The organism is Clostridium sp. CTA-6 (genome assembly GCF_054768115.1).
In genome coordinates, this window is record NZ_BAAAAU010000001.1 from 271,627 (window position 1) to 295,901 (window position 24,275).

The 24,275-nt window shown below is 27.3% G+C and carries 16 protein-coding genes; all 16 read left to right on the plus strand.

What is annotated here, in order from left to right:
- The first annotated feature begins 732 nt into the window (after positions 1 to 732).
- The 16 genes from ACYUDJ_RS01175 to ACYUDJ_RS01250 all read left to right on the plus strand — a co-directional run bounded on the left by ACYUDJ_RS01175 (position 733) and on the right by ACYUDJ_RS01250 (position 24,271).
- Complete coding sequence (locus tag ACYUDJ_RS01175; RefSeq protein WP_043031887.1) at positions 733 to 2,919, plus strand: NAD-dependent epimerase/dehydratase family protein; 2,187 nt, start codon at positions 733 to 735, stop codon at positions 2,917 to 2,919.
- Positions 2,920 to 3,049: 130 nt separating this feature from the next.
- Complete coding sequence (locus ACYUDJ_RS01180) at positions 3,050 to 3,799, plus strand: tetratricopeptide repeat protein (protein WP_242651476.1); 750 nt, start codon at positions 3,050 to 3,052, stop codon at positions 3,797 to 3,799.
- Positions 3,799 to 5,628: a DUF2194 domain-containing protein gene (locus ACYUDJ_RS01185; protein WP_003486187.1), complete on the plus strand. Its 1,830-nt coding sequence runs from the start codon at positions 3,799 to 3,801 to the stop codon at positions 5,626 to 5,628. The genes ACYUDJ_RS01180 and ACYUDJ_RS01185 overlap by 1 nt, the downstream gene beginning before the upstream one ends.
- Positions 5,629 to 5,634: 6 nt before the next feature.
- Positions 5,635 to 7,050: a GT4 family glycosyltransferase PelF gene (gene pelF, locus ACYUDJ_RS01190; protein ID WP_003486185.1), complete on the plus strand. Its 1,416-nt coding sequence runs from the start codon at positions 5,635 to 5,637 to the stop codon at positions 7,048 to 7,050.
- Positions 7,050 to 8,519 carry an exopolysaccharide Pel transporter PelG gene (gene pelG / locus ACYUDJ_RS01195; RefSeq protein WP_043031888.1) on the plus strand — a complete coding sequence of 490 codons (1,470 nt, stop codon included), beginning with the start codon at positions 7,050 to 7,052 and terminating at the stop codon, positions 8,517 to 8,519. Before pelF ends, pelG begins: the two co-directional genes overlap by 1 nt.
- Complete coding sequence (locus tag ACYUDJ_RS01200; protein ID WP_003486178.1) at positions 8,506 to 10,203, plus strand: CotH kinase family protein; 1,698 nt, start codon at positions 8,506 to 8,508, stop codon at positions 10,201 to 10,203. The genes pelG and ACYUDJ_RS01200 overlap by 14 nt, the downstream gene beginning before the upstream one ends.
- A gap of 19 nt (positions 10,204 to 10,222) precedes the next feature.
- The gene (locus tag ACYUDJ_RS01205) at positions 10,223 to 10,924 is read left to right on the plus strand and encodes a polyphosphate polymerase domain-containing protein (RefSeq protein WP_003486176.1); all 702 of its coding nucleotides are present in this window, start codon (positions 10,223 to 10,225) and stop codon (positions 10,922 to 10,924) included.
- Positions 10,925 to 10,937: 13 nt separating this feature from the next.
- The gene (locus ACYUDJ_RS01210) at positions 10,938 to 11,618 is read left to right on the plus strand and encodes a DUF4956 domain-containing protein (RefSeq protein WP_032883719.1); all 681 of its coding nucleotides are present in this window, start codon (positions 10,938 to 10,940) and stop codon (positions 11,616 to 11,618) included.
- A gap of 1 nt (position 11,619) precedes the next feature.
- Positions 11,620 to 13,023, plus strand: a complete 1,404-nt coding sequence (locus ACYUDJ_RS01215; protein WP_043031889.1) for a DUF4832 domain-containing protein — start codon at positions 11,620 to 11,622, stop codon at positions 13,021 to 13,023.
- 280 nt (positions 13,024 to 13,303) lie between these two features.
- A complete protein-coding gene (locus ACYUDJ_RS01220) occupies positions 13,304 to 13,960 on the plus strand; it encodes a TetR/AcrR family transcriptional regulator (RefSeq protein WP_003486170.1) in 657 nt (218 codons plus the stop codon).
- Between the two features lie 1,007 nt (positions 13,961 to 14,967).
- On the plus strand, positions 14,968 to 16,878 hold the full coding sequence (locus ACYUDJ_RS01225) for a sigma-54-dependent Fis family transcriptional regulator (protein WP_003486166.1): 1,911 nt from the start codon (positions 14,968 to 14,970) through the stop codon (positions 16,876 to 16,878).
- A gap of 530 nt (positions 16,879 to 17,408) precedes the next feature.
- A complete protein-coding gene (locus tag ACYUDJ_RS01230; RefSeq protein ID WP_043031890.1) occupies positions 17,409 to 18,575 on the plus strand; it encodes an iron-containing alcohol dehydrogenase in 1,167 nt (388 codons plus the stop codon).
- 339 nt (positions 18,576 to 18,914) lie between these two features.
- A complete protein-coding gene (locus ACYUDJ_RS01235; RefSeq protein WP_003486162.1) occupies positions 18,915 to 19,802 on the plus strand; it encodes a sulfide/dihydroorotate dehydrogenase-like FAD/NAD-binding protein in 888 nt (295 codons plus the stop codon).
- Positions 19,802 to 21,184: an NADPH-dependent glutamate synthase gene (gene gltA / locus ACYUDJ_RS01240; RefSeq protein WP_043031891.1), complete on the plus strand. Its 1,383-nt coding sequence runs from the start codon at positions 19,802 to 19,804 to the stop codon at positions 21,182 to 21,184. The genes ACYUDJ_RS01235 and gltA overlap by 1 nt, the downstream gene beginning before the upstream one ends.
- 228 nt (positions 21,185 to 21,412) lie before the next feature.
- The gene (locus ACYUDJ_RS01245) at positions 21,413 to 23,335 is read left to right on the plus strand and encodes a sigma-54-dependent Fis family transcriptional regulator (RefSeq protein WP_043031892.1); all 1,923 of its coding nucleotides are present in this window, start codon (positions 21,413 to 21,415) and stop codon (positions 23,333 to 23,335) included.
- Positions 23,336 to 23,638: 303 nt separating this feature from the next.
- Positions 23,639 to 24,271 carry a hypothetical protein gene (locus ACYUDJ_RS01250; protein ID WP_003486156.1) on the plus strand — a complete coding sequence of 211 codons (633 nt, stop codon included), beginning with the start codon at positions 23,639 to 23,641 and terminating at the stop codon, positions 24,269 to 24,271.
- The last annotated feature ends 4 nt before the right edge of the window (positions 24,272 to 24,275 follow it).

Genomic DNA, 24,275 nt, shown 5'->3' on the forward strand with positions numbered 1-24,275 from the left:
GTTAAGTTATTATTAAAAAATATCTTAACTATTGGCAAAATTTCAGGTTCTTTGAAAAATGTATAAGTTTAGCTAATTTGATTAGTGACAAATAGGCTATGAATAAATATAATTTTGGCAGATTAATAAAGCTATTTATTAATTTCTAAGCAGTAATAAACAAGGCGGTAAAACTAATTTTATTTTTAAAGAAACTAATAATTTTAATTGGGACAAGATTATTGGATAATTCATTATTTTAAATTTAAGGATAAATAAATATATTGAGTTATTTGTATTTGAAAATAAATTAAATACCTTTTTATCTTTATATTAAAATTTAAATGCATTATTAAATTATTATAATTATAATTTCACATTGGATCTATTTAAGTATGCTTCGTATTATTTAAAATTTTAACTACTGCTTGAGTATATTATGGCAATATATCTGTGACAAATTCATATCTGTTATAGTGTTAGCAAATCTCAATTATAAATTTGTCTACAAACAAATTTAACATATCTAGGATATTATATAAGCTAAGTTAATTGACGAAGCTAAAAGGCAATTATAGATTACATTTCTCTTTTCAATAGTCTATTTGTCTAAACTTATATAACTTGAGAGAATCGACATAATGGAATTCCATTTTTGCTTTATTATTATTCTATTAAATTTATAGTTTTTCATAGTGAAAATATTAATATTTATATAACTTAACATAATGGAATTTTTTGGAGGGATGATTTATGAGAGTTTTGGTAACTGGAGGATATGGTTTTATTGGTTCACATGTAGTAGAAAGGTTTGCAAAGGAAGGATATGAAGTATTTATCATTGATAATATGTCTTCAGGAAAACTTGAAAATGTAAATTGTAAACATAAATTTTATGAATTTGATGTTGAAGATAAAAGATGTGAATTTGTTTTTAAGAACAATAACTTTGATATTGTGGTTCATTTAGCTGCGCAAATTAATGTAATAACCTCTTTAGAAGACCCGTTTTTAGATACTAAAACAAATATTTTAGGTTTGGTTAATATGCTTGAATTATCTACAAAGTATAAGGTTAAGAAATTTATTTTTGCTTCTTCGGCAGCAATTTATGGTAATAATGAAAATATACCTCTTACAGAAAAAGAGATAGCCGAACCATTATCACCTTATGGTATAAGTAAATATGTGGGAGAAGGATATTGTAAAAAATGGAATGAAATATATAGTTTGGATACTATTTGTTTTAGATTTTCAAATGTATATGGACCAAGACAAGGAATTATAGGAGAAGGTGGAGTTGTTTCCATTTTTATGGATAATATAACTAAAGATCAAGAAATTACTTTAAATGGTGATGGAGAGCAAACAAGAGATTTTATCTATGTATCAGATTTGACAGATGCATTATTTAAAGCAGCTGAAAGTAATATTTCTTTTGGAGTGTATAATCTTTCTACTAATAGTAGATCAAGCTTAAATAATTTAATTAAAATATTAAACAATTTAAAAAAGATAAAGGGCATTATTAAAAAAGAAGATAGAAAAGGAGATATTAAACATTCCAGTCTAGATAACACCAAAATAAAGAAAGCACTGGGATGGATACCTATGGTTTCACTAGAACAAGGTATAAAAAATACATTTGATTGGTATTCAACTAATTATAAAGTTGAAGAAAACAATACGGAAAAAAAAAAGTTAAAATATGATGATAAAATAAAAAAATGTATACCCTATATTGAAAATATAGCATTATTTATTCTAATAATAGTTTTGACTACTTTTAAAAATGGAGAATATCTTGAAAATACTATGGATTTAAAACTTGCTTATATTTTTATAATAGGATTAACACATGGAGGAAAGCAAACAATAATTGCAACTACATTAACTAGCATTTTAGTTACTGTTGAAAATATTTTAAAGGGAAGATCTGTTTTTACGTTACCTCTAGATACTAATTTTGCTTTTAAAATTGGTATGTATATATTAGTTGGGGTTATCCTTAGTTATATTTTTGAAAGATATTTGAAAAAAGAGCAGTCACAAAAGAGAATTGTTGAGTCTTTAAAAGGTGAGTATGATTTATTACAAAATATATATAATGAAATACTTGAAGAAAAGTCAGTTCTGCAAGATCAAGTTGTAAATTCAGAAAATAGCTTTGGAAAGATATATGGAATTATTAAGAAATTAGATAGCTTGGAATCACAGTATGTTTATAGTGAGGCAGTTGAAGTAATCGAAAAGATTTTGAAGGTAGGGGATGTATCAATATACTCAATGGATAAAAACAATAAATATTTAAGATTAATTGTTAGAAAGGGGAAGAATGATATTAATATGCCTAAGACAATCACATTAGACTATTTAAAAGAAGCAAAAACTAATATATTTAATGGTGAATTGTTTGTAAATAAAAATCTTCATAGGGATATTCCAATGTTTATTTCTCCAATAAATGATCAGCATGGTACTCCGATTGCTTTAATAATGATTAATTCGGTTAAGTTTGAAAGATTAACATTGCATTTTATAAATTTGATAAATGTGGTTACAGGCTTAATTAAAGCAGCTATTTTAAAAGCATATAAATATGAACAAGCTATAAGAGATAAAAGATATATAGAAAATACGCCTATTTTAAAGAGAGAGTTCTTTGAAAATATAAAAAATATTAAAAAAGATGAAATGGAGAAGAATAAATCAGAATTTATTATGTTAAAAGTTAAAAATAAAGATAAAGATATTAATAGTTTATCTCATTTAATATTTAAAACAATTAGGCAAAGTGATTATATAGGAATGACGTCACATGATGACTTAGTTCTGATTTTATCAAATGCTTCTAAATCTGATAGTGGCTTAATAGTAGAAAGATTAAATGAAAAAGGTATACAAGCTGAAGAATATAATGAGGAGTGCCTATATGTTTAAGATATACTTAATTAATATCATTTTTTCCTTAATAATTTTTCTTTTTGCAAAAGTGAAAAAAAAAGAAGAATACTTTATTGGATTTATAATAATGATTTGTCTACCCTTTTTCGGGAGCGTATTTTATATTATGAATATTTATTATAGAAAAAAAATTACTAGTAAATTTAAGGTTTCAGAATTAGAAAAAGATAGTTATAGTCAATCTGCTGAATTAACATCAAAACCATTTTATTTAAGCAAGAAAATGGATGTTATTCCAGTAGAGGACGCCCTTGTGCTTAATGATGAAAAAATTAAGCAAGATCTTATTATTAATGTTTTAAAGAGTGATCCATATAAATATTTAGGTTTTTTAAAAAAAGCACTTAAGGATGAAGATACAGAAACATCACATTATGCTGCTACAGCAGTTACTGAGGTGAAACGTAAACTTACTTTAGAAATTCAAGAGTTTGAAGAAAGATATGAAAAGAATAAAACTGATTTAACTGTAATAAAAGCATATGCAGATGCGATAAAAAAATATAATGATAGTGGATTATTAGATAAGAGCGCATATCAAAAGAACCTATATATATATATAGAATTATTAGAAAAGATCATTAAAATAGACGAATCAGATGAATATCTATATGAAGAAATTATAAACTGCTATATTCTATTAAAAGAATTTAAAAAAGCTATAGAATATTGCAATCGATACTTTGAAAAATTTAAAAAATCTGAAAAACCATATTTATTAATTATGAAAATCTATTTTATTAATAAAAATAGAACTAAATTTAATAAAGTATTAGAAAAGCTTAAGGAATCTAATGTTATATTAAATAAAGATTCTTTAAATCTTATTAAATTTTGGTTAGAAGGAGAAATTTAATGAATAATAATAAGTTATTTATTAGATTTGTTATAGTTTTATTGGTTCTAGCCCTTGGTTTATTTGTTTTTAGACTAGAATTTATTTTAGGAAATGTTGAAAATACAGATGTATACAAAGATTACAACAGTAAGGATGGTAAGACATCTGATAAGTATAGTAGTGTTAGTAATGCTAATAATGAAAAATACCTTTTTATATATAACCCAGGGGAAGAGATTAGTGTTAAGATAAAAGAAAATTTAAGCATAGTATTTTCATCTATTAAGAAGAAGGTTGATTATAAAGTAAATACAGATAATAATTTTTCTTTTAAGGGATATAAATGTGTAATAATAGATTTTCAATATTTATATAAATTTAAATTTTTTAATGAATTATTTCAATATGTTAAAAATGGAGGTACTGTTATTTTTGCAGTGACACCTGAAACATATAGTGGCCTTGAAGGTATTAGTAGGGAAGTGGGAATTTATGAATACAGAGAAATCACTAATATTAAAGGGATTAAATTAACAAATGATCTGATTTTTAAAGGTAATGGGGTTTCTAACCCTAATGCAGAGATTTCATCTGTTCAGGCTCAAGTTGATAAAAATTGTATTGTTCATGCGGTTTCTGAAAATAACAGACCTATAATTTGGGAAAAGTCCTTAGGAAATGGGAGAATATTATTTACTAATGGGGATCTTTTTCAATATAAGAAATATAGGGGTTTGTTTGTAGGCTTGTTAAGTAAAATAAAATCAGGATTTATTTATCCTATTATGAACATGAAATTAAATTTTATAGATGATTTTCCTTGTCCTATTCCAGAAGGTTATAATAAAAAAATATATTCAGAATATGGAAGAAATACAAGTGATTTTTATACAGAAATTTGGTGGCCCACTATGCTAAGAAGTGCTAAAAATTATGATGCCAAGTATTCAACTTATTATATTGAATCTTATAATGATTTGGTAAATGGTAATTTTGATAAAGCTAGAAGTAAAGAGAATAGGGATATTCTTTTTAAATTAGGATATGAGGTAATTAAAAATGGTGGAGAAATAGGTCTTCATGGATATAATCATGAACCACTTTTTTCAGATGAAAAAATTAAAGATGTAGAGTCAGAATATAAGATTTGGCCTAGTCAAGAAAAAATGGTACAAGCTCTTGAAGAAGTGAGTAATTATTTAAAGTCTGTTTTCCCGAATTATAAATTTAGAAGTTATGTCCCACCTTCCAATATAATTGATAAAAAGGGTAAGGAGGCATTAAAAAAGGTTTTCCCAGATATTAAAGTAATAGCATCAGTTCTAGAAGGGGATAGTGATAAGGATGATGTGCATTGTGTACAAGAATTTTCAAAAGATTCTCAAGGGATTTTAAGTATTCCAAGATTTTCTTCAGGTTATGGATACACAGAAGAAAAAAAATTTGATATTTATAATGGAATTATGGCTTATGGGGTTTTTTCACATTTTGTTCATCCAGATGATGTTTTAGATCCAGAAAGAAGTGAAGGAATGAATTGGGAAAAAATGAGTACTGAATATAATAAAATGATGAAAGACGTATATACCAATTTTGATTGGTTAAACAGTATGACAATTTCAAATGGTGGTATAGAACTAAGTAAATATTTAGATAGTGATATAGCTTTTGAATATAATGATAATTCTATTAATGGATATTGTAAAAATTTCAAAGGCACTATGTATTATATTTTAAGAAGTGATAAAAAAATAACTAAAACAAATAATTGTGATTTTAAGGAAATTGATAATAAATTTTATTTAATAAAAGTAAAAGATTATGAATTTAAATTAGAAATGGAATGATGTGAGATGAGAATTTGTATTATAGCAGAGGGGAGTTATCCATATGTTACTGGAGGGGTATCAAGCTGGATACAAAGTCTTGTAAGATTAATGCCTGAGCATGAATTTGTAATTTTTGCAATAGGAGCTGAGGAAAGTTTAAAAGGGAAGTTTAAGTACAAATTGCCAGAAAACATTATTCAGGTTAAAGAAATTTTTTTAGATACATATCTTAAGGATAGCGGTGAAGTAATAATTCAGATGAATCTTAAAGAAAATGAGAAAAATGTTATTAAGAATTTAATATTAGGAGAAAATTTAAATTGGAATGATCTTTTTTCATTTATTGAAGAGCATAAAAATTATTCTGTTTCAGAGTTTTTAATGAGTAAAGATTTTTATGATATTATTCGTGAGATATGTGAAGAGAAATATCCTTATATAGGTTTTAATGATTTTTTCTGGACCATACGATCAATGATTTTAACTTTATTCCAAATTCTTAGAAATGAGATTCCTAAAGCTGATATTTATCATAGTGTGTCCACTGGGTATGCTGGAGTTATTGCGTCCCTTGGAAAGTATAAATATCATGTTCCAATGATTCTTACAGAACATGGAATATATACAAGAGAAAGAGAAGAAGAATTAATAAAGGCTGATTGGGTTGAAAGCGATTTGAAGGATTTTTGGATAAAGTTTTTTTATACATTATCAAGATGTGCCTATAAGTTTTCAGATAAGGTAATAACCTTATTTGAAAGAAATAAAAATATTCAGGTTAAATTAGGATGTAAAGAAAATAAAATATCAATAATACCTAATGGGGTAAATTGCAAAGACTTTAATAATATTAATAGAAAGAAAGAAAAAGATGAAATTATAAATATTGGGGCTATTTTGAGAGTAGTTCCAATAAAAGATGTAAAAACAATTATTCAAGGATTTGCTGTAGCTTATGAAAAGGTGAAAAATATTCACCTTTTCATAATGGGACCAGAAGATGAGGATCCTATTTACACTGAAGAGTGTAAGGCATTTGCTAAATCACTGAAGCTTAAAAATATAACATTTACAGGCCAGATAAATGTTAAAGAGTATGTAGGTAAGATGGACATTCTTGTACTTGGAAGTATAAGTGAAGGCCAACCATTAGCAGTATTAGAGGGGATGGCTTGTGGTAAACCACATGTCCTTACAGATGTTGGAAGCTGCAAAGAACTCATGTATGGAACCATGGATGATACAGCACAGGCTGGAATAATTGTGCCTGTTATGGATTATGAAGGCTTTGGTGCTGCTATCATAAAATTAAGTAACAATAAAAAACTTATGGATAAATTGGGTGGAAATGCATATACAAGAGTTTCAACTAGGTATACTATTGAAAATTTCATAAATAGTTATAAAAAAATTTATAATGAAGTGGTGAGAGAAATATAATGGCTGGAATAGGTTTTGAATTAAAAAAACTTTTTAAAGAACATAGCTTGTTTTATGATATTAGAGCATATTTCATATCTTCCTTGGTAAGTATTGGACCTACATGTTTATGTATATTACTAATTACGACAATGCAATATTTTATGAAAGTTATGGGCGAAAGTTATAAAAGTGTAGAATATTTTGTGACAATAATAGTATATTGTTTTTCATTTTCATTAATAATTACAGGAGGATTTTCTCTTTTAATATCCAGATATGTTTCAGATTGTATATATAAAGATAATAAAGAAAAGATAGTACCTTCCCTATTTGGTATTTTATCTATAGTTTTGGTAATTGATTTTACTATTTCAAATTTATTTTATATTAATTCTAATATAAGTAGTTGTGTAAAAATACTTTCTATAATTCTTTTAGGTGAATTATCAGTAGTATGGATTCAATCAGTATACATATCTGTTTTAAAAGATTATGTAGCAATTTTAAAGAGTTTTTTGATAGGGATTGGTAATATAATAGTAATTTATTTTGTTTTAAGTTATTTTATAAAGTTTAGTATATTTTATAGTGCGTTATTTTCTATTACTTTTGGATTCTTTGTAATGATAATGTTGTTTATAAAAAAGATAATAAAAGAATTTGGGCAAAATAGTTTTAACTATAAAGAGTGCTTTGAAGTAATTACAAGTTTTAATAAATATCCATATATATTTATTACAGGTTTTTTATATTATATTGGAATGTATATACATAATTTTGTGTTTTGGCTTAGTCCTAAGGGAATAACTGTGGAGAATACTTTTAGAGTTGCGCCATTTTATGATATTGCATTATTTTATGCTTTTTTATCATTAATGCCGATAACGGTACTATTTCAAGTAAAGACTGAAACTGCATTTTATCCTAAATATAAGAAATATTATATGGTATCTCAGGAAAAAGGAAACATAGAAGATATTAATTTAGCAAGGTCAGAAATGATTTCTACATTGTATTCTGAACTAAATTATCTTATTGAAATGCAATTTATTATTGGTTTAGTATTTATGGTATTTGGAAAAAAATTTTTACCTCAGATAGGGCTGGCAGGATTGCCAACAGATATATTTTCTATACTAGTTTTAGGAAGCATGAGTTTTTCTATAATGTATATTATAGTAGTGATTTTACTTTATTTTGACAGTATGGTAAATGCTATGAAAATATCAATTGTTTTCTGTGTGTTAAATTTTTTATTAACATTATTAACATTATTTTTAGGTGAGTATTTTTATGGATTTGGATTCTTTGTAGCAGCTTTAAGTTCCTTTATTTATTCATATCGTAAGCTTGATTCGTTTTTAAAAGAAATAGATTATTATACTTTTGCTTCTCAACCAATGTTTATAAAAAAAGTGGATGGTTTTTTTGTTAGATTATACCATAATAAAATTATGAAAGGAGACAAATTGAGTGAAAAAGATTAGCAGAAAAAACGTAATTATTATTGCAATATCCTTAATAATAGTGCTTATAATAGTTATTTTATTATTTGTCAAAAATATCATAATTGTCAATAAGGTTGAAGAAAAAAGTATAAAAAATGGTGGAAAAGTTGAATATACTGTTAAAGATAATAAAGCAATTTATGAAGAGGATGAAGATGGTGTTAGGAAAATATATATTACCGTTGCAAAAGATAATAAAAAAAATATGGGTAATTTATATAGATACAGATTTCATAATTTTTTAACTCAAAAGGGCAAACCAGAAACAAAACCTAAATTAAATGTACAAGTTGAGTTTGATAAGCCTTCTCCTATAATGGCTGGTTCAGATGTGAATGCAACTATTGAACCTAAGGGACATGCTACCAGTAGAGCAGCACAAAAATCATATAAAATAAAGCTTTCTAAAAAAGCTGGAAAATGGAAGGGACAAAGTGTAATAAATCTAAATAAGTGTCCTTATGATTTGACAAGGATAAGAGCAAAGTTAGCTTTTGATTTAATTAAGACAATTCCAGATATTTTTAGTATGAGAACAGAATTTTTTCAAGTTTATGTTAAGGATTTAGCTGGAGGAAGTAATGAATTTGTAGACCAAGGATTATATACTCAAATTGAGCAACCTAATGAATCATATATCAAAAATCATGGACTAGCTCAAGAAGGGTATTTATATAAGGCAGAATTTTTTGAGTTTAATAGATACGCTGACAGAATTAAAAATGTAACTGATCCTGCCTATGATAAAGTGGAGTTTAGTAAAATATTAAAATGTAGAGGGATAGAAGATCATACTAGATTAATAAAAATGTTAGATGATGTAAACAATTATGATTTAAATATTGATGATGTAATAAATAAGCATTTTAATAGAGAAAATTATTTAACTTGGCTTGCTATAAATATTTTAACAGGAAATAGAGATACAACATCCCAAAACTTCTTGCTTTTTAGTCCCGTTACTTCAGACAAATGGTATTTTATACCTTGGGACTATGACGGTGCTTTTGGATTTGAGTCCCAGGGAGATCAAAAGGTAGAATTTGCACCTTGGCAAATGGAACCTTTATCTAATTATTGGGGAGTTAAGTTGCATAAGAGGTTTTTATCTAATCCTAAGAATTTAAAAGATTTAACACAAAAAGTTGAAGAAATATCTAAATATATGTCTAAAGATAAAATAGAGAGCTTAGTTTCTAAATATTATAATGAAACGAATGCTATTATTAAAAGTCAACCAGATATACAATTTTTGCCGTCAACTCAAGAAAATTATGAAAAAGAGATTAAAAGGTTACCTTCTATTGTTGAAGAAAATAAGAAGAAATTCTATGATTCAATGAATACACCAATGCCAATATTTTTAGGTGAACCAAAGGTTGAGGGAAATGAGTATAGGTTTAATTGGGATGAATCCTTTGATTTCAAAGGAAATAGTTTAACATATAATTTTACTATTAGTAAAGATCCTAGCTTTAATAATATAGTGTTTAAAAAGGACTCTATAAAAAGCACTTTTATAAATGTTCCTAATTTAGAAGGAGGAAAATATTATTGGAAAGTGGAAATTTGCGATTCTAATGGTAGGAAGCAAGTAGCCTTTGATAGTTGTTACGATGGAGATGCTAAATATTATGGAGTAAAGGAATTAGAAGTTAAATGATGAGGGAGTAGGTAAAAATATGAGAAATGGAGGAAAAAAATTTAGGCATGAATTAAAATATTATATAAATTACAATGATTATATTTCAGTAAGGAATAGAATTAAATATGTACTAAAATTGGACCAAAATGCAGATGAAAGTGGAGAATATTTTATTAGAAGTTTATATTATGATGATATATATGACAGTGCATTATATGAAAAAAATTTTGGCGTAAATATTAGAAAGAAATATCGTATAAGAATTTATAATATGAGTGATAAGGTAATAAAACTTGAAAGAAAAAATAAAGTTGGTCAATATGTTTGTAAAGAAAGCGCCACAATTTCAAGAAAAGAGTATGATGAGATTATTAATGGTGATTATAAATCATTAGTTTCTTCAAAGCATCCTTTGAAAAGAGATTTTTATTGGGAAATTAAAAATAAAATATTAGCTCCTAAAGTAATTGTGGACTATGATAGAGAAGCATATGTAGGAAAAATAAGTGAAACTAGAATTACCTTTGATAAAAACTTAAGAGTATCTTATACAGACAATAATATTTTCAATGAAAATATTGCAACTCAAACCATTATAGCCATGCCAAAGATGATAATGGAAGTGAAATTTAATGAGTTTTTACCTGAAAGTGTACGTAAAATGATCTGTATAGATGCGGAAGATTTGAGTGCAATTTCTAAGTATGTTTTTTGTAGAGTACAAAAAAATAATATATAAATGGAGGGGAAACATGGATAAAAGTCTAACTTTTCAAGATATTTTTAAAAAAAGTTTCACACAAGTAGATCATTTTGGAAAAATACCCATTTCACAAGTAGTTATATGTCTGATAATAACAGCCATTGTAGCATCCTTTATTTTCTATATATATAAAGATACTTTTAGAGGCGTAGTATATAGTTATAGTTATAATATTTCATTGTTTGTGATGAGTTTATTAACATCGTTAATTGTATTAACTATAAGTTCAAATGTTGCATTATCTTTAGGTATGGTTGGTGCACTTAGTATTGTTAGATTTAGAACTGCAATTAAAGATCCTATGGATGTAATGTATATGTTTTGGGCCATAACAGTGGGAATAGCTTGTGGTGCCAAAATATATTCCGTGGCTATTTTGGGATCTCTTCTTGTAGGACTAGCTATTAAACTATTAACAAATTATAAAGTGAAAAACAATACCTATATGTTTATTATACATTATGAAGAAAAAATAAATGAAAAATTAATCGTTACACTTCAAGAAGTACAATATTTTATAAAGTCTAAATCTATTACAAGAGGGGTCACTGAAATGGCTTTAGAAGTAAAAGTAAAAAATAATAACACAGCATTTGTAAATGAAATATCAGAAATGGAAGGTGTTATTGATGCTTCTCTTGTAAGATATAATGGAGATTATGCAGAATAAGATGAAAATTAAAATTTGGGTTGTTAATTTATTACTTATAGTAATTATTGGGATTATAGTAATAATGTTTCTTCATAATAAAAAACGTATAGGTGTTGTAAATAAAGAATTTAAAGTTAATGAATTTAAAGAAAGTAATAGAGTAATAATTAATCCTTATATGGGGTTAGTTATGGATGCTACTTCAGGCTCTACGGAACAACCTTTTTCTATGGTTTATGCGGGAATATCGTGGAGAGAATTAGAGCCTCAGAAGGGAAAGTTTAATTTTAATGCAATTGAGAAAAAGATAAAATATAAGTATTGGAAAAGAGATAAAAGCTATGTTATAAGGGTATATATGGATTATCCTTCTAGTGAAAAACACATGGATATTCCAGATTGGCTGTATAAAGAGATTCAGGGAAAGGGAGTTTGGTATGATAAAGATGGAAATAAAGGATTTGCGCCCGAATATAATAATCCAATACTAATTGATTATCATAGCAAATTAATCAAAGCATTAGGAAAAAGATATGGTAAGGATAGTTCTGTGGTATTTGTTGAAATAGGAAGTATTGGTCAATGGGGAGAATGGAATAATTCCATATCAAATGTAGAAAATAAATTTCCTAATGCAAGTGTAACAGACAAGTACGTTAGACCTTACATACAGTATTTAAGCAATAAGATTTTATTAATGAGAAGGCCTTTCAAGATAGCAAAAGACAATAAAATGGGATTGTTTAATGATTCCTTTGGTGACAAATTTCAAACTAATGATTACTTTTTAAATTGGATAAATAATGGATATAAAGTTCCTGACAATGATCAGTACAATCCTGAAATGAATGGATATTGGAAAAAAAGTCCTTCGGGCGGGGAGTTTGCAAATTATCCAGGAGATATGTATTTAGAAAATAAAAATATTGAAAGTACAATTAATATGATAAAAAATAGTCATACAACTTGGTTAGGTCCAAGTAATCCTGGATACATAAGATTACCAAAGGAAAAGAAAAAGAATTTAGATAGATTGCTAAATATAATAGGTTATAGATACACTATTACAAAAATTCAATATTCTTATCTAAATTCTCCAGGGCAAAGTTTAATTGGAAGTATAGGCATAAAAAATTCTGGGGTTGCACCATTTTACTTTAAGTGGCCAATACAAGTGATTTTAGAAGATTCTAAAGGAGAGATTGTACAAAAAGAAAATTTGAATTATGATATTAGAAATCTACTTCCAGGAAGTGTAGATATCCCATTTCAAATTCCACTAGATAAAAATTTACCATGGGGAATTTATAAACTGAAAGTGTGTATATTAAATCCCGAAACCAACAAACCAGCTATTGAATTTGCAAATTTAGGATGTGAAAATAGTAAAGTTTGTAATGTAGGTGAAATGAAAGTGAAATAAACTAAAATAGATTTAGTTTAAGTGTGTAAAAGGTAAAAATATATGAAACAGATATAAAAATAACATTTAGTAGTTATTAATTTGATGAAATTTAAGATTAACTAATTTCTTATAAGTGGAGAAGTAGAGAATTTTAGAAGATATTTAGTAAAAAATTTTAATGTAAGCATATTAATAATTTTTTAGAATTATATAAACTTTACATATATAATACTATACTCCAAGTTATTAAGTGTTATGGAGTATATGAAGTTAGGAGAGGATAGCCATATATAATACAATGGAAACCAGAGAAAAACTTTTAATTTCTGCACAAAATGAGTTTTTGAAATATGGATATGAGAAAGCTTCCTTAAGAACTATATGTAAAAATGTAGGACTTACAACTGGAGCACTATATTTTTTCTTTAATAATAAAGAAGACTTATTTAAGTCATTAGTAAAAAAGATTGCAAACAGTTTTAAAAAAATTATTTGTGCCTTTGTAGAAAGAGAAAAAGAAAATTACAAAAATATTTGGAATGGTAATTGTAAATATATAGATAATCTCAATTATCATGTTGAGCATGAAAAGAAGTTTATGAAGTATATGTATGCTAATAAGACTGCATTTATTCTGTTGGTTATGAAATCACAGGGGTCTTGCTATGAGAATTATTATAATGAAGTTCTTCAGTTAGTGGAGGAAGTGTTTAGAGAATTTTTGGAGTTGTATAAGTGCAAAACAAGTAGGAATCCTAATATAAATGAATATACAATACATTGTTTGGTTTCATGGCGTATGCATTCTTATATTAATGTATTAAATAGTGATTTAACTCTTCATGAGGCACTAACTCAAGCAGAAGTTATAGCCAATTATGCAGTTGGTGGTTGGAACAGAATAATGAAAAATTCATTTGAAAATTTAGATTATAATTCTATGCTAGCGACTTAACTTTTCATGATGTGTTAATTCAAGTAGATGTTGTAGCATATTAGTTGGTGCCTGGAATAGAATAATAAAAAATTTCACTTGAAAGTTTAGAGTGTAATTCTATGCTTTCAAGTATATTTAACAGTACTACGTAACGGCTGTTATGCAAAAAAAATATATTAATTTGTTATGACTTATGTAATATAAGTTTTTTTTTATTTGCAGAAGGAAAGATAGTTTCAATAAAATGGACTATTAAAACAATTTCATTGATAATGAATTCTATCTTCAGAATTCGCAATGTGTCATATTTTTAGTTACAGAGGTTCATTTTATTATGGTAGTAATTATAAAATTCAAAGTAAAATGATTGATTATGGTTTGTTCTATTTAGAAGTTGATAATGGACAGATCTTAGATATTGGTTATGGCAACGGTGTACTGTCTATTAAAATAGCAAAAAAAATTTCATTTGGATTATATTATAGGCATTTTATAGTAAAATGAAAAACTGAAAGGGGACAGTGTTTAAGCAGTATTGCATGGGTATATAAGTTATTTTCTTATCTTCTACCTTTTTAGAACAACTAAAAAATCATTGATATAATTACCTATTATTTACAACTATCCACTTTTATTTTTAAGAAGTTAAATTAAATTTATTTTAAGATAGTTTTTTATATATGTCTTGCTACTTCAAAGGCATCCCATATAGCAGTCATAATATTTTTTACATCTTTTGCATCTCCTAATAAATACATTACGCATTATTACCTCTACAGATCCTTATCATCAAATTTTAATTCATTATATAACTCTTTTTTAGAATTGATTGTCCATTCTTCCCGCAGTGATTACAGGAACTTTAAAAGCCTCTTTTAATTTTTCATTTAATGAAAGATACATTTTACTCTTTTATTTCTTTAAATAATTCATAGTATTTTTCTTTATCTTTTTTAAGATTATATTTTATAAGGTAAATAAAAATCTAAATTTTTGATATAATACTCACATAAGGAAGTGATGGTTTGATTTATGGTAAAGAAAAACAAGATAATATAATAAAAAAATCTCATGAGAGATCTGTTTATTTTGGAATAGAGGAAAATAGAGTTTTCCCCAAAAAAATTCTAAAAGGAAAAGAAATTACTAATAATATAGAAAAAAACAAGAACTTTTTAGAAGTTGCATCTCCTTTTATAGAAATATTATATGATTTTTTAAAGGGTTCAGGGTTTTTTATAATTTTAACAGATAAAGAAGGATGTATTTTAAAAATTATTGGAGATAAAGAAGTAATAGATATTGCCAATGATCTAAATATGGTAATGGGAGCATTTATGTCAGAAAATAGTATTGGCACAAACGCTATGGGCACAGCTATAAAGGAGAACATACCTATTCAAATATCTGAAAGAGAACATTTTATAAAAGCTTATCACAGATGGACATGTTCTGCAGCACCTATACATGATATAAATGGAGAAATAATAGGATCTTTAAATTTAAGTGGAGATAGAGATAAAGTTCATTCTCACACATTAGGATTAGTTGTAGCAGCCGTTAAATCTATAGAAAATCAAATAAATGTAGATAATACAAATAAAAAATTATTAGAAACATATCAATATATGAATACTATAGTAGATTCAATATCTTCAGGAATATATGTGGTGGATTTTAATGGAAAGATTAAGACCATAAATAAAGCAGCTTGTAATATTCTTGGAATTGAAGATAGAGACGTATTAGAGCAAAATGTAGAAAACATATTACCTAATTGGCAGGATATATTTGAAAGAATTAAAAATGGAAAAACCTATGAGGATAAAGAAGCGGTTTTAAATGATAAATTGATTAAAGGGAGATATAATGTTTCTGCTACTCCAATACAAATAGAAGATGAAATAATAGGAATGGTTATTGTTTTTAAAGAAATAAAAACGGTGTTGGATTTAGTTAATAAATATAGTGGTATGAGAGCTGTATATAACTTTGAAGATATTATAGGTGAAAGTAAAGAAATAAATAGGGTAATAAGCTATGCTAAAAGTATAAGTTCATCCCCCTCTACTGTATTAATTGAAGGAGAAAGTGGTACAGGAAAAGAATTATTGGCTCAATCGATTCACAATTATAGTGATAGAAGGAAAAATAGTTTTATTGCTTTAAATTGTGGAGCTATACCTAAAAGTTTGATAGAAAGTGAACTTTTTGGATATGAAGAGGGAGCTTTTACGGGAGCAAGAAGAGGTGGACATGCGGGTAAATTTGAGTTGGCTAATGGAGGAACTTTATTTTTAGATGAAATTGGAGAAATGCCTTTAGATATGCAAGTGAACTTACTTAGAGTTTTGCAAGAAGGGTATGTAACAAGAGTTGGTGGGGATAAAATAATACCTGTAAATGTAAGAATTATTGCTGCTACTAATAAGGACTTAAAAAAAGAAGTGGAAATGGGCACCTTTAGGCAGGATTTGTATTATAGATTAAGTGTAATACCTATAAAATTACCTCCTATTAGAGAAAGAAGAGGAGATTTACCTATACTTATTAAATATTTTTTGAGAAGTAAAGCCATAAAATTAAACAAACCAATGCCTCATATAAAGGAAGATATATATTATAATATGTTAGAATATAATTGGCCAGGTAACATAAGAGAACTGGAAAACTTTATAGAGAACATAGTTAATTTAAAGGGAGATAGTTCTTTTATATTGGAAGAGGATTTTAAAAATATTGAGCATAAACATAATTTTCATGAAAATAATATAGGACTTTTATATAGTAATAAAATAAGAACATTAGAGGAAATTGAAAAAGAAGCTATTATAAATACATTGAATGAATATAATAGAAATATGTCACAAAGTGCAAAGGCTCTTGGTATAACTAGAGCTACCCTATATTCAAAAATTAAGAAATATAATATTTGATTTTTCAAAGGATTTTTATTCATAATAGAGAAATTCTTTATTTAAATAAAAATAAAATCGAATTTTTTGTAGAATATTAAAATCATAAAATTTTGGATAAAAACAACAAACACTGTATAAAAAATATACAGTGTTTAATATTTATACAGTGAAACTCAAATTATTGTATAAATATTATACAATAAGCTATTTAAAATTTTAATTTTTTAAAGTGATGTATATTATTATTAGAGTAAAATATAAATAAAATAAAATTTATTTATTATATAGTAGTTATTATTTTATCAGATAGTTTGTTTTTTTATATTAATCTGTAGATTAAGGGAATGCCTGTGTATATAGGTGTTTTAGATAGTAAGCAGATATTTGATTTTAAGTTTATTATAAAAAATCCGTATATTATTATAATAGAACACAATTTAATTCTGTAACTTTGTTAAATTTTTGGCATAATACTTGCTTTAAATATTTGTGAAATAATAAGATTAATAAAAATATTCTAATATTTATAATATGAGGAGGAGTTCGATATGGAAAGATTTACATTACCAAGAGATCTTTATTTTGGAGAAGGTTCCCTAGAAGCATTAAAAACATTAAAGGGTAAAAAAGCCGTAGTAGTTGTAGGTGGCGGCTCAATGAAAAGATTTGGTTTTTTAGATAAAGTAGAGAGTTATTTAAATGAGGCAGGTATAGAGGTTAAACTAATTGAAGGAGTAGAACCAGATCCTTCTGTTGAAACTGTTATGAATGGTGCAGCTGTTATGAGAGAATTTGAACCAGATTTAATAGTTTCAATAGGTGGTGGATCACCAATTGATGCAGCAAAGGCTATGTGGATATTCTACGAATACCCAGATTTTACATTTGAACAAGCTGTTGTACCTTTCGGCATACCAGAATTAAGACAAAAGGCTAGATTTGTGGCTATACCATCAACTAGTGGGACTGCTACGGAAGTTACAGCTTTTTCAGTTATAACTGATTACAAGAAAAAGATAAAATATCCTTTAGCTGATTTTAATTTAACTCCAGACATAGCTATAGTAGATCCAGATTTAGCTCAAACAATGCCAGCAAAATTAACAGCTCATACTGGTATGGATGCTCTAACCCATGCTATAGAAGCTTATGTGGCAGGATTAAGATCTGTATTTTCAGATCCTCTTGCAATGCAAGCTATAATTATGGTAAAGGAATATTTAGTTAAATCTTATGATGGAAATAAAGGAGCAAGAGGACAAATGCATTTGGCTCAATGTTTAGCAGGAATGGCTTTTTCAAATGCACTACTTGGAATTACGCACTCAATGGCTCATAAAACTGGAGCGGTATTCCATATTCCTCATGGATGTGCTAATGCAATCTTCCTACCTTATGTAATTCAATATAATGCCAAATCCTGTGGTGAAAGATATGCAACTATTGCAAAAAAACTTGGACTTGCAGGTGAGAATCAGGATGAATTAGTAAAATCATTAATAGAAATGATTAGAGAAATGAATAAAACTATGAATATACCATCCAATTTAAAAGAATATGGTATAGCAGAGGAAGAATTTAAGGAAAATGTTAAATATATTTCTCATAATGCAGTATTGGATGCTTGCACTGGATCAAATCCAAGAGAAATTGATGATGAAACTATGGAAAAATTATTTGCCTGCACATACTACGGAGAAGATGTAGCATTTTAATTAAAAAACTATTTCAATAAAGTAATATAACTTTATTGTATAACTTATAACTTTAAAACTTCCTTTTTAAAAAGAGGAAGTTTTAGAGTTGCATATTACTTTATAAAATTCATTATTTATATATAAAATTATAACAAATAAAATTTGTGCTTTTGAATGAAATTTTTATTAAATTTATAGTTTATAGATTAGTACCCAAGACTTAATAGTTTTTAATATAGTTTTAATATAGTATAGAAATTTTAAATATTTGAATTTTTAAGAAGTATAATATATATTATTCTTTGTAAGGAAAATTTTTAGATTTATATTAATTGGGAGAGAATAGGGGGAATAAAAGTGTATAAAATAATTGAAAAAAAAGAATTAGCGCCAAAGATATATTCTATTGAAGTAGAAGCAAAAAGGGTGGCTAAATCAGCGAAACCAGGGCAATTTATTATAGTAAGAATTGATGAAAAAGGAGAAAGAATCCCACTTACTGTAGCAGATTATAATAAAGAAAAAGGAACGGTAACCATAGTTGTACAGGCTGTTGGATCTTCAACTAGTAGAATGGTACAGCTTAAAGCAGGAGATTACTTCATGGATTTTGTAGGACCACTTGGTAAGCCTTCAGAATTTCTAGAAGAGGATTTAGAAAGCCTCAAAAATATGAAATTAATATTTGTAGCAGGGGGAGTAGGAGCAGCACCTGTATACCCTCAAGTAAAATGGCTTTGTGAAAGAGGAGTAAAACCAGAGGTTATAATAGGAGGAAAAAGCAAAAACTTTATACTATTAGAAAAGGAAATGGTAGAGTTAGGAGCAAGGGTATATCCTTGTACAGATGATGGTTCTTATGGATTTCATGGACTTGTAACCAATAAATTAAAAGAACTAATAGATAGTGGAGAAAATTATGATAGATTAATAACTATTGGTCCTATGATAATGATGAATTTTGTAACCAAGTTAACAAAAGAATATAAAATACCTACCATTGCAAGTTTAAATACACTTATGGTAGATGGAACAGGAATGTGTGGAGCCTGTAGAGTAACTGTAGGTGGAGAAACAAAATTCACCTGTGTAGATGGACCAGAGTTTGATGGACATCTAGTAGATTTTGATGAAGCTATGAAAAGACAAGCTTTATATAAAACTGAAGAAGGAAAAAGGCTTCATAAAGTAGAAGAAGAAAAAGAAGGTCATGTATGTCATATAGGAGCGGGGGGAAATGCATAATGGATAGAATGAAAAAAACACCAGTTAGAGAACAGGATCCAAAGGTAAGAGCTACTAATTTTGAAGAAGTATGCTTAGGATACAATGAAGAAGAAGCTGTTAAAGAAGCTGGCAGATGTTTAAATTGTAAGAAGCCAATGTGTGTAACAAAATGTCCAGTTTCAATAGGAATACCAGAATTTATACAACATGTAAAAAATCAAGAATTTCAAGAGGCTGCAAAAACTATAGCTAAATACAGCACACTACCAGCAGTCTGTGGAAGAGTCTGTCCTCAAGAAAGCCAATGTGAAGGAAAATGTGTTCTTGGTATAAAAGGAGAACCGGTAGCTATAGGAAAGCTTGAAAGATTTGTTGCAGATTGGTCAAGAGAACATAATGTAGATTTATCCCAGAGGGAAGATAGTAAAAATAAAAAGATAGCAGTAATAGGAAGCGGTCCAGCAGGACTTACTTGTGCAGGAGATTTAGCTAAAAAAGGATATGATGTAACTATATTTGAAGCTCTTCATGAACCAGGTGGAGTTTTAGTGTATGGGATACCAGAATTTAGATTGCCAAAAGATACTGTAGTAAAGCATGAAATAGAAAATGTAAAAAAATTAGGAGTTAAAATAGAAACCAATGTAATTATAGGAAGAACTGTAACTATAGATGAGCTTATAGAAGAAGAAAAATTTGATGCAGTATTTATAGGATCTGGAGCAGGGCTTCCAAGATTTATGGGAATACCAGGGGAAAATGCAAATGGAGTATTTTCAGCAAATGAATTTTTAACAAGAAATAACTTAATGAAAGCATTCAAAGATGAATATGATACACCTATAAAAGTAGGACAAAAGGTAGCCGTAGTAGGTGGTGGAAATGTTGCTATGGATGCTGCTAGAACAGCTTTAAGACTTGGAGCAGAGGTTCATATAGTATATAGAAGGTCAGAGGCAGAACTTCCAGCAAGGGTAGAAGAAGTACACCATGCAAAGGAAGAAGGAATAATATTTAACCTTTTAACAAATCCAGTAGAAATATTAGAGGATGAAAAGGGCTGGGTAAAAGGAATGAAATGTATAAAGATGGAACTAGGAGAACCAGATCAATCTGGAAGAAGAAGACCAGTAGAGATAGAAGGCTCAGAATATATAATGGATGTGGATACAGTAATAATGTCTCTTGGAACTTCTCCAAACCCATTAATATCTTCTACTACAAAGGGATTAGAAACAAATAAAAGAAAATGTATAGTAGCAGAAGAAGAAACAGGATTAACTACAAGAGAAGGAGTATATGCAGGAGGAGATGCAGTAACAGGTGCTGCCACTGTAATTTTAGCTATGGGAGCAGGAAAACAGGCTGCTAACGCTATAGATGAATATTTGAGTAAATAAATTAATTATAAAAAACTTCAACAAAATACCGTTGAAGTTTTTTATTTTAATAATGATTTTAAAAATTTATTTTATAAATGTTGTTAGATATAATATAGTATATATGGGTGTGTTAAAATATTAGTTATAAATTTTGATAGATTTATATACGTATTTGTAAAATTAGATTTGTTTCATGAATAATTGAGTATTTACTCAATATTTAAAATTATTTTGCGAGGTGAGAGTGTGCAGGATTACTTAAAATTTATACATAATGCTTGGGAAAAATTTATTGAAACTGAATATGTAGATAATAAAGTAAGGCCTGAAATAGCAGAATCTTGGAAAAGATGTAGAAATTACGGTGTAGAGCACATGAATGGTCGGGGGAATAGTAAAAATAAGGTTCCAGTAGAATTTAAGGTTCAAGAAAATGCAGAGTTAATTTCAGTGGCAAGACCTATAATGAAAGGTATATATAATATTGTTGAAGGTTCTGATTTTGCAATAATGTTATCAGATAAGAATGGATATATAATTGAAGTAATTGGAGATAAAGACATAATGAAGAGAGTAGATGAATTGAATTTTGTAAAGGGTGCTCTTTGGACTGAAGAAGCTGTTGGAACAAATGCCATAGGGACAGCTCTTTATTTAGATAAACCTATACAAACTATTGGTTCAGAGCATTTTTGTATAAATCAGCATTCCTGGACTTGTTCAGCCTGTCCTATTCATGATGAATGTGGAAATATAATAGGATGTTTAAATATGTCTGGAAATTATTATAATGCTCATTCTCATACACTTGGTATTGTGACAGCTTCTGCACAAGCTATAGAAAAACAATTGGCTTTAACTATGTCTTATAATCTTATAAATATAACATTTGATTCTATTTCTGAGGGTATGATTATTTTAGATAAAAATTTAAATGTAAAAAGATTAAATCATAGAGCTGAAGAAATTTTATTTATAAGTAGTGAATATGTTTTAGGTATAAATATTGACAGTATATTAAAAAATATTAGTATTAAAGAAATTTTAAAAGAAAGTTATAAAAGTTATAGTAACATAGAGGGGGATTTCTATATAAAAGATAATCGAATTAAATGTATTATAAATGCAGTTCCCATAAAGGCTAATGGAGAAGTTACAGGTGTTGTTATAACTTTTAGAGAGGCTACTTTAGTTCATAAATTAGTTAATAAAGTAATTGGATATAAAGCCACTTATACTTTTAATAATATATTAACTGCAAATGATAAAATGATCCAAATGATCGAAATGGCTAAGAAAGCTGCTAAAAGTCAGTGCAATATACTTATTGAAGGAGAAAGTGGCACGGGAAAAGAAGTAATTGCCCAATCTATACATAATTATAGTATGAGAGAAGAAGGGCCTTTTGTAGCTGTAAATTGTGCATCTATACCTAGAGAACTTGTTGAAAGTGAACTTTTTGGATATGAAAGAGGTGCTTTTACTGGAGCTTCAAAGGAAGGGCATCCTGGAAAATTTGAGCTAGCAGATGGAGGTACGATATTTTTGGATGAGCTAGGAGAATTACCTTTAGATATACAATCAAAATTATTAAGGGTGTTGGATAACAATAAGATTATAAGAGTAGGAGGAACTTATGAAAAACAATTAAATGTAAGAGTTATAGGAGCAACTAATAGAAATTTAAAGGAAGAGATGAAAAAGAAAAATTTTAGAGAGGATCTTTATTATAGGTTAGGTGTAATAAACATAAAAATATTACCACTAAGATATAGAAAAGAAGATATAGAAGTTTTGGTTAACAGTTTTGTAAGAAATCTTAACCAAAAAAATTTACAACAAAATAAAAGAGTTAAAAAATCATATATAGATAAATTAAAGGATTATGATTGGCCAGGTAATGTAAGAGAGCTTAGGAATGTGGTGGAAAGAGATTATTATTTAAGTGATCTAGATACTATTTCACCTTACTATATTGAAGAAAATGTATTTAAAGAAATAAATAATGAAAATCAAGATATAAATATTATTCCTATGAAAAGATTAGAAAAAGAAAATATTCAAAATGCTATAGAAAAGTGTGATGGAAACTTAGCTAAAGCTGCAAAACTATTAAATATTGGTCGATCTACATTATATAGAAAAATAAAAAAATATAATATAAAATGATTAATAACTTCACATTTAATAAATAACATAAAAGAGTTTGATACTATAGAATCTTAAAGTTTTTAGAGTATATCAAACTCTTTTTACTTATACTAGTTATATAAAGTGAACCTTAATTTAGATAAAGTTTTATTCCATCTAAATTTTTGGTAACATCTGTTACAGAATTTAATTATTAAGTGATATAAAATATAAACATAAAATTAAGGAGAAAATATAAATAAGGCTCAAATGGAGTGAGGTATTACTTATAAGTAGGCTCCTTTTAAGCTTTAGAAAAATTTCATATATGGAGGTATTGTTATGAGCTTATATTTAGGAAAGGTACATTATTGGTTATATAATAAAATAACTTGGTTTGAAGAGTTAGAAAAGGAAATAATAAATTTTGGTGAGAGTGAAAATTTACCTGTGGAACAGTGGAAAGAAGAAATTATATCAAAATATGGTGATCCTACTGAAAATAAACCATTAGAGGAAATAATAGATACTTCTAATATTCATGGATGGCTTCAAAACAAAATTTATGCAGCAGAAGTAAGACAGGCGGCTTGGGTTACAGCTATATTGAAAGAGAAAAAAGAATATAAGAAAAACTTAATGGACATATTTAAAAAGCAAGGAGAAAAGTGTGCATTAGAGTATAGAGAACAAAATAATCCCATGTATGCTGAGGATATGTATAATGCTTTAAATGATTATATATTAGAAGGAATGCCTTGTGATAGAGTAAATGTTATTTTAGATTCTAATGAAAATGAAATATCTTGGAAAGCTAATAAGTGTCTTCATACTACTCATTGGGAGGCTGTAGGTGGTGAAGTAGCAAACTTTTATAGCTTAAGAGAAGCATGGATAGCTGCTTTTATAAATTCCTTAAATAAGGAGTTCCATTTTGAATCCCTAGGAAATTACACTTATTCAATAAAAAAATAGAATA